Origin of the sequence: Bacillus sp. (in: firmicutes) (assembly GCF_031983925.1) — a bacterium.
Lineage (GTDB): Bacteria > Bacillota > Bacilli > Bacillales > Bacillaceae_G > Bacillus_A > Bacillus_A pacificus.
Genome location: NZ_DALYZR010000007.1, coordinates 89,535 through 102,791, shown reverse-complemented (window position 1 = coordinate 102,791; position 13,257 = coordinate 89,535). Strand labels below are relative to the sequence as shown.

Sequence of the window (13,257 nt, the reverse complement as noted above, 5' to 3'; positions counted from 1 at the left end):
TCATGAGACAAATTTTTAGTGACAAAAAAATTGATGCGTCGCTGTTTCTACAAATGGAAAACTTAATGTATGCCCTTCTCAAAGAAGATGATGCCTACCTTGAGTATGGCTATAAAGCATACTACGACGAAATTGAAAAAAAGGTTGTCATTAGTCACTTTTGGGATGATCGAAAAGAAGAGGATACAGTAATCGGATTAAAAAGCGAAGTGTTTTTAAAAGCACTTGGTAATAAACATTACTCGGACATGACTTTAATTCGTTCTTATGCGATTGAATTACAAGAATCACCCTTAAAAAAGTTTTTAACACAATTATTTGTTCTATTAGAAGATTTACGTGTTGAGGAAATCGTAAAAAACTTACGCCCTGGCACAAAGCATGTTTTTAAAAGAAGAAAAGAAATGTATCGCAATTACTTTAGCTCACAAAATGAAATCAATCGCGTTCGTAACTATCACGGTGATCGTCTATTTTGTCTATGCTATCTTTCATTAACGAGCGATAAATATGAAATGTTTAATAATGAATATTTCGAGCAAATTGAAGCTATTCTGCATGAAACATTCCAAGCTCGTAATACGGAAGATATTATGTATATCGTTGAGAAAATTCGCTATCGTTTAGAGGAGCTTCTTGAAAGTGATATGCTTAACAACTATTTCGGACATGCTCCGCTCTACTTATCTGTTATTGCAGATGAAAAAGACAGCCGTCCCGAAAAATTAGCAAATGATGATACACAACTCATAGATGACGATGAAAATAAAAACAAAATGGATGAAAGTTTCTCCACATGGCATCGTGAAAATAAAAATAACGAAAACGAGAACTTTTTACGCTTTGAATTAGAAAGCGGAACAAAAACAAATATGATGGGTGATACTGCTCGCGAATCAGAAGATGGTGACCAAGCACTTGGCTCTGTACAAGGTACTTCTCAAAAAAGTACACAATCCAACTTTGATGGTACTGATACAGAGGAAGCAAGAGCCTCTCACGCTTCTAGTCAAAATGATGGTGCATATGGTAAGTATAACACTGGCGCTTCTCATACATTTAAAGAAGCACGCAAACCAAATCCTGACGAGAAAAAGGATTACCAAGCTATTAAATCAGTCGTTAATAAAGATGTAAAAGAATTAAAGAAAATTATTGAAAAAACGATTGAAAATAAAACGAATGCAAATAGTGATAAATATTACGGAAGACTTCGTAAGAAATTCCTTCGTATTTATACTGAAAAGCAGCCTCGCATGTTTTATAAAAAAGGGCAAGAATCACAAGAGCTCGACGTTGCATTCCAACTACTAGTGGACTGCTCTGGTTCTATGTATAACAAAATGGAAGAAACGAAAAAGAGTGTGGTCCTATTCCATGAAGCGTTGAAATCTTTAAAAATCCCGCACGCTATTAGCGGATTTTGGGAAGATGCTTCTAGTGCTAAACCTGAAGATAAGCCGAACGTTATCCATGAAGTTGTAACGTATAAAAACTCAACGTTACCAAACGTTGGTCCCGAAATTATGCAACTTCGCGAAGAAGAAGATAACCGCGATGGATATATTATTCGTATCGTTTCTGAAAAGCTTGCAAAAAGACCAGAAAAGCATAAATTCTTACTTGTCTTCACAGACGGTGAGCCTTCTGCACTAGACTATCAACAAGACGGTATTTTAGATACGCATGAAGCTGTCAAACTTGCTCGTAAAAGTGGTATGGAAGTAATCGGGATCTTCATCGAAGAAGGCGAAGCAAAAGAAGCAACTTATCAATTAATGAAGAACATTTATAACCATCACTTCTTAGTTGCAAATCACGCTGAAGATTTACGTTTGAAGATTAAACCACTATTGAAAAAGTTATTACTGAAGACGATTGAATAGAAAAAACAGGAGCGTTGCGCTCCTGTTTTTTTCTTTCAATCACTTTGTTTCTGGCTGAAACTTGTATGGAATGGCTACTTCTAATAATGCCTCAAATCCACCATCGTAGAACGGGAATCGTTCATTTGCAATTGCTCTGTCCACCCACTCTATTGCAGAAATTTCTTCTTCATCTTCTGCAATAAGTTCACCTGTTACTACATTTGCTCGGAATGTAAATAATAGTGCATGATTCCCTGATTCTTCAAAGAATTTTTCATTGATCGCAACAAGTCCACCTGTCATAGCCGTTAAACCTGTCTCTTCTCTTACTTCCCTTACTAGAGCTTCCTCTAACGTTTCACCCTTTTCAACAGCCCCACCCGGCAATGACCAAATATTTTGTTCTACATTATGTACCATTAATATTTTATCTGTTTCTTCGTCATGTATTAGTGCATATACGACATCAACTCTTTGCATGTTGCTTTTCTCCTTCAATTAACTCATCCATTGTAAATAAGGAATGTAGCTGTAAACCATCTTCTAATAAGTTTTCTTTTCCCTCTTTCGTTCGTTCAATCACGCCTAGAACATGGTGGACTTTCGCACCTAATCCTCTTAAATCTTTCGTGCTTAATAATATTTGACCACCTGTCGTAATAACATCTTCAACAACACAAACATTTTTCCCAGCAATATCAACGCCTTCTGCTAACTTGCATGTACCGTACTTCTTCGCTTCTTTTCTTACAAATACAACTGGTATACCTGTTTGTAAAGATAATGCTGTTGCTACTGGAATTCCTCCCATCTCTAAACCTGCGAGCACTTCTGTCTCAGGAGGAATGAGCTCTTTCAATTGTTTAGCAATTTCTACTAGCAGTACTGGATTAGATTCAAATAAGTACTTATCAAAGTATTGATTTGATACTTGTCCTGATCGAAGTTTAAATGTTCCCGTTAAACGTGACGTATTGTAAATTTCCTTTGCTAACTCCCATTTCTCCATTCCCTGTCTCCCCTTTACACACAAATTAATTCATTCTATCACACTTGTAATTATTTGTATATTCCTAAAATACAAACAAAAAAGGTCGATTCCTAAGAATCGACCCTTCCTATTAATTCATCACTAACTCAGCTGTGAGCTTTTTTTTTAACTTAGCAAGCATGTCCGTTGTCATTTTGTCTAAATCGTATTCTGCTTTAAAGCCCCACTCTTTCATTGCTGCTGTTGCATCAATAGAGTTTGGCCAGCTATCAGCGATTGTTTGACGAGCAGGATCTACAGCGTAATCCATCGTAAACGCCGGGATGTGTTTACGAATTGATGCTGCGATTTGCTCCGGCTCAAAGCTCATTGCTGTAATATTGAACGCGTTTCTATGCACAAGTTTACTTGGATCAGCTTCCATTAATGAAATGATCGCTTGTAAAGCATCTGGCATGTACATCATATCCATGTATGTTCCTTCTGCAATGTATGAGGTGTATGTGCCTTTTTTAATCGCCTCATAATAAATTTCAACTGCATAATCAGTTGTTCCCCCTCCTGGAGGAGCTACATAAGAAATTAAACCTGGGAAACGTACACCGCGCGTATCAACGCCAAATTTTTGATGATAATAATCACATAGTAATTCTCCTGCTACTTTGTTTACCCCATACATCGTAGTAGGACGCTGAATTGTATCTTGTGGCGTATTATCTTTCGGCGTTGATGGACCAAATGCACCGATAGAACTTGGCGTGAAGAATTTACAGTTTAATTCACGAGCTGCTTCTAATGCATTTACAAGTCCGCCCATATTTAAATTCCATGCAAATAATGGATTTTTTTCTGCTGTTGCTGAAAGTAAAGCTGCTAAATGAATAATTGTATCTACTTCATTACGCTTTGCGATATCATGTAGTTTTTGTCCATCTGTTACATCTAACGTTTCAAATGGACCAGATGTTACTACTTCACTATCTGTTTCACGAATATCTGTTGCAATAACATTTGATGCGCCGTATACATCACGAAGTTTCATTACTAGTTCAGAACCAATTTGCCCTAAAGAACCGGTTACTAGAATTTTTTTCATTTTCCCCACTCCTCATTTGCAAGCTATTCAAAAGATGTCTTTACTTAAATGATGCCCATTTCTTTCCCTACTTTTTCATACTTACGAATTGCCTCATCCAACATTTCTTTCGTATGAGCTGCTGTTGGCATATTACGAACGCGTCCTGTTCCTTTAGGTACAGTTGGGAACACGATAGATTTTGCATATACGCCCTCTTCATTTAGACGTTTACTAAATTCTTGTGTTAATACTTCGTCACCAATAATGCAAGGTGTAATTGGTGTTTCACTTTCTCCGATGTTAAAGCCAAGTTCTTTTAACCCTTGTTTTAAATAGCGACCATTTTCCCACAGGCGATCATGTAACTCTGTGCTTTCCATTAAAATTTCAATGGATCGCATGCAAGCTGCTGCATCAGCTGGTGTTAATGCTGTAGAGAATAAGAATGGACGTGAACGAACTTTTAACCAGTCAATTAAGTTTTGTTTCCCTGCTACATATCCACCAATTACCCCAATTGCTTTTGATAATGTACCAATTTGGAAATCAACTTTATCAGATAGACCGAAGTGCTTTACAGTTCCTGCACCTTTTCCAAGTACACCTGAACCGTGTGCATCATCTACATAGGTCATTAAGTCTAACTCTTCTGCAATTTCAACGATTTCTGGTAGTTTTGCAACATCTCCATCCATTGAGAAGACACCGTCTGTAATGACCATTAATTTATTGTAAAGACCTGATTCTTTCGCCGCGATTGCTTTTTGGCGTAAATCTTCCATATCAGAATGTTTATAAACGATAATTTTTGCTTTTGATAGACGACTACCATCGATAATAGAAGCATGGTTTAATTCGTCTGAAAGAATCGCATCGTTTTTATCCATAACAGCTGAAATCGCTGCCATATTACAGTTAAATCCTGATTGGTAAGCGATTGCTGCTTCTGTATGTTTAAACTTTGCAATTGTTTCTTCTAATTTAATATGCAAATCTAAAGTACCGTTAATTGTACGAACCGCTCCTGCTCCAACGCCGTACTTATGAATTGCACCAATTGCTGCTTCTTGCAAACGGCTATCTGTTGCTAATCCAAGATAGTTGTTTGAAGATAAGTTAATATATTCTTTTCCGCCAATTGTAATGATCGGTCCATTTGAACTCTCAAGCGGATCAATTACGTTATAAAGCCCCTTTGATTTTAAATCCTCTAAATTTTCTTCTAAAAATTTTGCAAGTGTTTTACTAGACATCGTGAAGCCTCCCATCGTTCATGTAAGCGAATTATTGTCTTAATAGTTCTAATAATCCCTCTACTAGCTTAACACGTTTTCAGAATTTATTATAGAAAAATAGTTTAAAGTAACCGCTTACAATTCTAGATTATATACGATTCATTACAAGAAATCTATTATTTACTTTTCATATTTGGTAGAATAAAAAAAATATGTAAGGAGGCTTCAATCATGGCATTTACTGAATCAGATGTATATAATAACGAAGCATTTTTTGAACAATATATGAAGCGAAGATATCGAGAAAATAGCCCAAATGAGGCACTTGAAAAACCAGCCTTCTTTCAACTCATTAGTGATGTTAAAGGAAAGCGAATTCTTGATTTAGGCTGCGGTGATGCTAAGTTCGGTGAAGAGTTATTAGAAAAAGGCTGCCACTCTTACACTGGTATTGAAGGCTCCGAACTTATGTATGAAAAAGCTAAAAAACAACTAGAAAACAAAAATGGCGCCGTTCATTTTTTAAACCTCAAAGACTACACATACCCTCCTTCTACTTTTGATTTAGTAACATCTAGACTCGCCTTACATTATATCGAACATCTTCCTATCATTTTTCAAAATGTGTACGAAACTTTAAAGACAAATGGAACCTTTACTTTTAGCGTTCAACACCCTATTATTACCTCTTCATTTGAAAGCTTGCAAACGAGCGGAAAAAGAACGAGTTGGCTCGTCGATGATTACTTTAAACTAGGCAAACGGGTTGAACCTTGGATTGATCAAGAAGTTATTAAATATCATCGTACAACGGAAGAATATTTTACACTATTACAACAAGCTGGATTTACAATTACAAATTTAAAAGAAGCTACACCAGATCAAACTTATTTTCAAAACGCGGAAGAATATGAACGTCGTTTACGTATCCCCCTCTTCCTCTTATTCTCTTGCCGAAAATAAAAAAGACGATGACCCTCTCATCGTCTTTTTCATTATCTCATTGCCTGAGCAACCTCTTTACGTACACGTCTTCCTTTTCCATGTGGGATACAAAGTGGCGTCCCAAATAATGGATCTGTACTGATTTGACATTCCATTCGGAATACATCACGTACTAGCTTCTCATCTACTACTTCTTCTGGCTTACCTTGTGCATATATTTGTTTATCTTGAATGGCTACAATATTGTCTGCATAACGGCAGGCTAAATTTAAATCGTGTAGTACCATAACAATTGTTCTTTGTTCTTTTTCATTTAATTCGAATAATAAATCTAGCACTTCAATTTGGTGAGTCATATCTAAATAGGTAGTAGGCTCATCCAATAAAATAATATCTGTATCTTGTGCAAGCGTCATTGCAATCCAAGCGCGTTGTCGTTGTCCACCTGAAAGAGCATGCACATCACGCTCAGCAAATTCTGTCATCCCTGTTGCTGCAAGTGCCTTCTGTACCATTTCTTCGTCTTTTTCTGACCACTGTTTCAGCCATGTTTGATATGGATAACGCCCTTGTTTTACAAGTTGCAATACTGTAAGACCTTCTGGCGCTTGCGGTCCTTGCGGTAAAATTGCCATTTGACGGGCAATTTGCTTCGTTTGCATACTTTGAATCGCTTGATTATCTAACAAAATGTCACCAGTTGTTGGTTTTAACAATCTAGCTAGTGAACGTAATAAAGTTGATTTCCCGCAACCGTTAGAACCAATGAAGATTGTAATTTCGCCTTTTGGAATTTCTAAATTCAACTCATCAATAATAATTGTTTCACCATAAGACAACGTCAAACGTTTCGTCTCCAATGCTTTTTGCATATTCATCTCCCTTTATGAATTCCGACTTTTATAAAGTAAATAAATAAAATAAGGTGCACCAATTGCTGATGTAAATACCCCTGCTGGAATTTCAAGTGGGGTGAAAACTGTACGCCCAATTAAATCTGCAGCAAGTACTAAAATTGCACCAACAATCGCCGCAACTGGGAGTAATGCACCATATAAAGAACCAACTAGTCTTCGTGCAATATGAGGTGCCATTAAACCGACAAATCCAATTCCTCCAGCAAAGGCAACTGCTCCACCAATTAAAGCTGTACTAAGTAATAACATGAATACGCGTGACTTCGTTAAAGGAACACCAAGTCCTACCGCAATATCATCCCCTAGCTCTTGCGCATTTAAATGTCTAGCAGCTATAAATGATATTACCGTTAAAATGAGAACCCACGGCGCAAGTACCATGACATTTTGCCATGAAGAACCGTAAACAGTACCCGTAATCCATACATTCGCTTGACTTGCTTGATAAATTGGCGCTAATAACATAAACAAAGTCGTTACCGCTTTCGTTAATGCCCAAAACCCAACACCAATTAAAACAAGACTAATCGGCGATAACCCGTCATTTCTCCATGCAAATAAATATACAAAAAGCGCTACAATTGTTGCCCCAACAAAGGCTGCTAGCGGCATATAATGAATGCTTACAGTTAGCGCATTATTTTTATCACTAAATATAGCTAAAAACAATACAACTGCAACACTTGCACCACCTGTAATCCCGATAATATCCGGAGAAGCAAGTGGATTTCGGACGAGGCCTTGTAAAATACATCCTGCGATCGCAAGTGCGATCCCTACAAGAATAGCAATTAAAATACGCGGCATACGAAACTTATTTACAACCATATTTGACATCGCATCGCCATTTCCATTGATCGCTTGCCATACATCATAAGGAGCAATTTTCATGTCTCCCATACCTGCACTCGCAAAAAATAATCCTATTAAAACAACTAGTAAACTGAATAAGACGAGACAAGCTCGTTTATACATTAAAAACGAGAGCCCGCCTTTTCCTATACGAAACGGAATATACTTCTTCATTTGCTAAGCCCTCTCTTACGTGCAATATAAATAAAGAACGGCGCACCAATAAATGCTGTCATAACTCCTACTGGTACTTCTTGTGGCATAATGACATATCTTGCTGCGATATCAGCTAAGATTAATAGTATTGCACCTAACAAGCCGCTATACGGCACTCTCCATCTATGATCTACTCCAACAAGAAATCTGGAAAAGTGCGGGGTAATGATTCCAATAAATCCAATTGGACCAGCAACGGCAACTGAACCACCAGACAACAGGACAATAATAAGTAACACGAATGATTTCATTAAAATCGTTCGTTGCCCAAGTCCCTTTGCAACGTCTTCCCCCATCATCAATGTATTTACTTTCCCTGCCATCATAATAGATGCAATCCAACCTATTAATAAATACGGGAATACAGATTGTAAAATTTCTAACTTTCTTCCTTGCACAGATCCGGCAAGCCAAAATAATACTTCTTCAAGCGCCTTTTCATTTAAAACAAGTAATCCTTGTGTTAATGATGAAAATAACGCACTAATTGCGACCCCTGCTAATGTTAACTTAAGAGGTGTTGTCCCCTCTTTTCCTAAAGAACTAGAAGCAAATACAAGTACAGCTGCAACTGCTGCCCCTAAAAAGGCAATCCACGTGAAGGCTGATAATGACGTCACGGAAAAAATAACAATTGCTACAACGATGAAGAAAGCAGCACCTGAATTTAATCCAATAAAATCTGGAGAAGCAAGTGGATTCTTCGTTAAAGTTTGCATAAGACAACCTGCAATGGCTAAACTAGCACCAACACTTGCTGCAATTAATGCCCTTGGTAGACGCACATTTTGAATAATAATATGTTCATTAGAACCATTAAAATGGAAAAAAGCATCTAACGCTAATTTCCAACTCGTATTTGTATATCCAAAAATAATACTTCCCCAAATACAAGTAATGACTGCAATGATCCCAACAAATAATCCAATCCATTTTGCTTGATTTGTTTTTAATAACATGCAGCGTTTCCCCTTCAATGTATAATGATACGTTGTAAGTGTATTTCAACTTAATTCTCATTGTCAACGGAAATGAGAATTATTTTCATTGACAACGAGGCCATGAAGTATTATTATCATGCTTGCTATTGAAAAAAATTCTCACTATGTAGGGGGTACATAATGAATTTCATGCGAAAGAAATCGTTTACAGTATTTGTATTTTTACTAGCCTTTTCACTACTTTTAAGTGCTTGTGGAAAATCAAATACGAAAGAAGATACAAAAGAAGATACAAAAAAAGAAATGATTACAGTTGAACATGCAATGGGGAAAACAGAAGTTCCTGCTAATCCAAAACGTGTAGTTATTTTAACAAACGAAGGAACTGAAGCTTTACTTGAGCTAGGTGTGAAACCAGTTGGGGCTGTAAAATCTTGGACTGGTGATCCATGGTATCCACATATTAAAGATAAAATGAAAGATGTAAAAGTTGTTGGTGATGAAGGACAAGTGAACGTAGAAACAATCGCTTCTTTACAACCAGACTTAATTATCGGTAACAAAATGCGTCACGAAAAAGTGTACGAGCAACTAAAAGCAATTGCACCTACTGTGTTCTCTGAAACATTACGTGGTGAATGGAAAGATAACTTCAAGTTTTATGCGAAAGCATTAAATAAAGAAAAAGAAGGCCAAAAGGTTTTAGCTGATTACGAGAAAAGTATGAAAGATTTAAAAGCCAAACTAGGTGATAAAGTAAATCAAGAAATCTCTATGGTTCGCTTCATGCCTGGTGATGTTCGTATTTATCATGGTGATACATTCTCTGGTGTTATTTTAAAAGAACTTGGATTTAAACGTCCTGGTGATCAAAATAAAGATGACTTCGCAGAGCGTAACGTATCTAAAGAACGTATTTCTGCAATGGATGGCGATGTATTATTCTACTTCACATTCGATAAAGGAAACGAGAACAAAGGCTCTGAATTAGAAAAAGAATATATCAATGATCCGCTATTTAAAAACTTAAATGCAGTAAAAAATGGTAAAGCATACAAAGTTGATGATGTGATTTGGAATACAGCTGGTGGTGTAATGGCTGCTAACCTACTATTAGATGATATCGAAAAACGCTTTGTTAAATAATCTTTCCTTAGCCAGCTCTGCTTCTATGGAGCTGGTTATTTTTCAATTCACTTAAATGTCACATTATTTCATTTTGTATTTTTATTCCCAATATGTTATATTATAAAAGTAAATAGAATGTATTTTCTTTATATCAGAATAAATATTTTAATCTAAATTTTCTGATTAATCACTATTTTATTTTCTTTTAGAATTCAATTATTACATTTGAAAACGCTTATCATCTCGTTTTCAGGGCAAAATACAGTAACGGTTGAAGTAAAATAGACCTTTTTTAGAAATTTTCTTTCTATTTCCATATAATTCTATTGACTTCTAAATATTTTGTAAATTAAAATGATTACATAAATATCCGTTATACAGGATTAGGGGGAAACAAAAATGGATGCAGCTTTAAAATTAGACAAAGCTGGAGAGCAACAATCACCAAAAAAACATCCACCAGGATTGTACTTGTTGTTCTTAACAGAAATGTGGGAAAGATTTAGTTATTATGGAATGCGTGGCCTTTTAGTTCTTTATTTAACGACTGCTGCGGTTAGTGGCGGATTAGGATTTGATAAGGCGTTTGCAGTGCAATTATATGGTACTTTTACAGCGGCAGTATATTTCATGCCAATTATAGGTGGATGGCTAACGGATCATTATATTACAAGACGTCATGCCATTACTCTCGGCGGAATTATTATGGCAATCGGCAACTTTGTACTATTCTCAATGAATACAAAAACAGGACTATTTCTAGGATTAATACTATTAGTCATTGGTAATGGATTCTTCAAACCAAATATTTCTACACTGTTAGGTGAATTGTATAGTGAAAATGATTCACGTCGTGACAGTGCATTTACTATCTTCTATATGGGTATTAACGTAGGTGCTTTCTTCGCTCCACTTATTTGTGGATTTTTAGCAGAAGATTTCTTTAAAACAAGCGTTGATGGCGTTATGGTTATGGGATATAAATACGGATTCTTAGCAGCTTGTATCGGTATGATTATTGGACAAATTGTTTTCAACTTATTAGCTCCTCGCTATCTTGGTACAGCAGGAACAACAGTTGTTGGTAAAAAAACAAAAAATCAACCTGCAGTCGAAAAGAAACCTTTAACAAAACAAGAAAAAAACCGCACTTGGGCAATTGTAATTTTAACTTGTTTCGTAGTATTCTTCTGGGCAGGCTTTGAACAAGCTGGTAGTTCTTTAACACTTTATACAGATAAATTTGTTGATCGTACAATTTTTGGATGGGAAATTCCAACATCTTGGTTCCAATCCGTTAATCCAGCGTTCATCGTACTACTTGCACCATTCGTATCTATGCTATGGTTAAAACTTTCTAAATCAAAGCGTGGCGATTTAAAAATACCAACAAAAATGGCATTTGGTATGATTTTACTAGGTATAGGTTACCTTGTTTTAACATTAGCGGTTCTAAAAACTGGAAGTAGTGAAGCTGATATAACTGTTAAAGCAAACTTATTATTCATCGTTATCACTTATATGTTCCATACAATTGGAGAACTATTCTTATCACCAATCGGTCTATCAATGGTAAGTGCAATTGCACCTGTTAAATTAGCATCATTACTAATGGGTGTATGGTTAGCTGGTTCAGGTATGGCTAACTGGTTAGCTGGTAAACTTGCTTCCTTTACACAATCATTAGGATACCTTGAAGTATTTGCAAGTATTGGCATTATCGTTATCGTCTTAGGACTTGTACTACTTCTCTTCTCTAAAAAAGTTGCGAGTATGATGGAATAATACAAAAACAGACGCTTCTAAAATCAGAAGCGTCTTTTCTATTACTTCTCCTCTAACGCCGTCACGTTCACGTGGACGCTTTCTCCAGGATTAGATACATCATACACTTGAGCAACCCCACTCTGCTCGTCACAGCTCTCAATCCATACTGGTACACCTTCATATGTAACGTCGATTCTACTTGAAGAAGATAAAATTTGTTTCACACGTTTTACATCCATTCTACTATCCCTCCTTTTACTTATTACACTCCTTTCTATCTTTTCTTTTCCTTTTAGAATATATTCCATATAGCAACATTTTAATGGTTAGCCTTTTTTCCTTACATATTAACATTCTTTCTCATATCACCTTCTAACAAATAAAAAAAGACGTAGATCCCATACGTCTTTTTCCATAATATTCAAATTTTAAGAAAATAATGTTTTTACTACTTCACTTACTTTATCATTATGAATTTGATAATACACTTCCAGTCCTCGTCGTTCAAAGCGTACTACTTTATTTTGTTTTAATTTCGTTAAATGTTGCGAAACTGTTGATTGCGGAATTTCTAACACTTCCTGTAATTGTGTTACGTTACATGTTCCACGTTGCATTAGTTCCATTACTAGGCGTAGACGCAACGGATGCGCTAACGCTCTTAACATTTGTACATCTTCTTCTGAAATACGACATTCGAATTGATTTTGGCTCATAAAGTTCCCCTCATTTTCGTTTTTATTTTCTTTTTATTTATTTATATATCTGTTCTTATATTTCCTGTTACGACATAACTTTATCAACCTATAAAGCTGAAAAATTTTTCCACCTTAACCAGCAAAGGACTCAGGAAAAATTCCTTGCTGATTTTGAATATTATACTATACGATATAACGAAAAAGCAAAATAACGGGCTGCAAATACTTTGCTTGCAAACGTTGTTTTATCAGGCTTTTTGTTATATTTTTACCTCATTGCAATGTGCAGTAATGATATTGTAAAATACCGTCTATAATTGATAACCTATCGTAACGTATTTGGGTTATATTTAACCTCTTTGTTACGCTAAAAGGAATTTTCAGTAAAAAGAGCTGCCGTAACATTAAATATTAACTTATTACTTTTTAATTCATATTCACTAGCTTGAACTATGATGGAATACTTCCTATTAAATACATTTCCTGTCCCACTCCTAACTTGATCAAATAGGGCAAGCGGTACATTCTGCAGCTCTATATTTAATACAAAGACGGTCTCTATTATAGAGCTGTAGGATCAATAATGTATAAACAACTATAAGAAAAGAATATGTAAATCAT

13 protein-coding genes are annotated in these 13,257 nt (G+C 35.8%); 4 read left to right on the top strand and 9 right to left on the bottom strand.

What is annotated here, in order from left to right:
• Nucleotides 1-2: 2 nt before the first annotated feature.
• Nucleotides 3-1,886 (top strand): vWA domain-containing protein, encoded by a 1,884-nt coding sequence (locus tag RTP99_RS19505; RefSeq protein WP_001248863.1) that lies wholly within the window; start codon nucleotides 3-5, stop codon nucleotides 1,884-1,886.
• A gap of 39 nt (nucleotides 1,887-1,925) precedes the next feature.
• On the opposite strand, the gene RTP99_RS19500 is transcribed toward RTP99_RS19505, so the two are convergent.
• The 4 genes from RTP99_RS19500 to RTP99_RS19485 form a co-directional block, all read right to left on the bottom strand.
• Nucleotides 1,926-2,348 (bottom strand): NUDIX hydrolase, encoded by a 423-nt coding sequence (locus RTP99_RS19500; RefSeq protein WP_001189933.1) that lies wholly within the window; start codon nucleotides 2,346-2,348, stop codon nucleotides 1,926-1,928.
• Nucleotides 2,335-2,877, bottom strand: coding sequence for an orotate phosphoribosyltransferase (pyrE, locus tag RTP99_RS19495; RefSeq protein ID WP_000417034.1), 543 nt, complete (start codon nucleotides 2,875-2,877; stop codon nucleotides 2,335-2,337). The genes RTP99_RS19500 and pyrE overlap by 14 nt, the downstream gene beginning before the upstream one ends.
• A gap of 112 nt (nucleotides 2,878-2,989) precedes the next feature.
• Nucleotides 2,990-3,955, bottom strand: coding sequence for an L-threonine 3-dehydrogenase (locus tag RTP99_RS19490; RefSeq protein ID WP_000723136.1), 966 nt, complete (start codon nucleotides 3,953-3,955; stop codon nucleotides 2,990-2,992).
• Between the two features lie 44 nt (nucleotides 3,956-3,999).
• On the bottom strand, nucleotides 4,000-5,190 hold the full coding sequence (locus tag RTP99_RS19485; RefSeq protein WP_000095907.1) for a glycine C-acetyltransferase: 1,191 nt from the start codon (nucleotides 5,188-5,190) through the stop codon (nucleotides 4,000-4,002).
• 213 nt (nucleotides 5,191-5,403) lie between these two features.
• Here RTP99_RS19485 and RTP99_RS19480 point away from each other — a divergent pair, with 213 nt between their 5' ends.
• Nucleotides 5,404-6,135, top strand: coding sequence for a class I SAM-dependent DNA methyltransferase (locus tag RTP99_RS19480; RefSeq protein ID WP_000885935.1), 732 nt, complete (start codon nucleotides 5,404-5,406; stop codon nucleotides 6,133-6,135).
• Nucleotides 6,136-6,167: 32 nt separating this feature from the next.
• On the opposite strand, the gene RTP99_RS19475 is transcribed toward RTP99_RS19480, so the two are convergent.
• The 3 genes from RTP99_RS19475 to RTP99_RS19465 are packed head-to-tail and all read right to left on the bottom strand — an operon-like array spanning nucleotide 6,168 to nucleotide 9,061.
• Entirely contained in the window at nucleotides 6,168-6,989 is an 822-nt protein-coding gene (locus RTP99_RS19475; RefSeq protein ID WP_001167956.1) for an ABC transporter ATP-binding protein, read from the bottom strand.
• A 12-nt stretch (nucleotides 6,990-7,001) separates the two neighbouring features.
• The gene (locus tag RTP99_RS19470; protein ID WP_000760061.1) at nucleotides 7,002-8,060 is read right to left on the bottom strand and encodes a FecCD family ABC transporter permease; all 1,059 of its coding nucleotides are present in this window, start codon (nucleotides 8,058-8,060) and stop codon (nucleotides 7,002-7,004) included.
• Nucleotides 8,057-9,061, bottom strand: a complete 1,005-nt coding sequence (locus tag RTP99_RS19465) for a FecCD family ABC transporter permease (protein WP_000925208.1) — start codon at nucleotides 9,059-9,061, stop codon at nucleotides 8,057-8,059. The genes RTP99_RS19470 and RTP99_RS19465 overlap by 4 nt, the downstream gene beginning before the upstream one ends.
• 162 nt (nucleotides 9,062-9,223) lie before the next feature.
• Between RTP99_RS19465 and RTP99_RS19460 the strand changes: the two genes are divergently transcribed.
• A complete protein-coding gene (locus RTP99_RS19460; protein WP_001010255.1) occupies nucleotides 9,224-10,189 on the top strand; it encodes an ABC transporter substrate-binding protein in 966 nt (321 codons plus the stop codon).
• Between the two features lie 381 nt (nucleotides 10,190-10,570).
• A complete protein-coding gene (locus RTP99_RS19455; RefSeq protein WP_000338322.1) occupies nucleotides 10,571-11,956 on the top strand; it encodes a peptide MFS transporter in 1,386 nt (461 codons plus the stop codon).
• 41 nt (nucleotides 11,957-11,997) lie between these two features.
• Here RTP99_RS19455 and RTP99_RS19450 read toward each other — a convergent pair whose 3' ends face one another.
• Both RTP99_RS19450 and RTP99_RS19445 read right to left on the bottom strand, forming a co-directional pair.
• Nucleotides 11,998-12,177, bottom strand: a complete 180-nt coding sequence (locus tag RTP99_RS19450; RefSeq protein WP_000382683.1) for an acid-soluble spore protein H — start codon at nucleotides 12,175-12,177, stop codon at nucleotides 11,998-12,000.
• A gap of 189 nt (nucleotides 12,178-12,366) precedes the next feature.
• A complete protein-coding gene (locus RTP99_RS19445; protein ID WP_000081429.1) occupies nucleotides 12,367-12,654 on the bottom strand; it encodes an ArsR/SmtB family transcription factor in 288 nt (95 codons plus the stop codon).
• Between the last annotated feature and the right edge of the window lie 603 nt (nucleotides 12,655-13,257).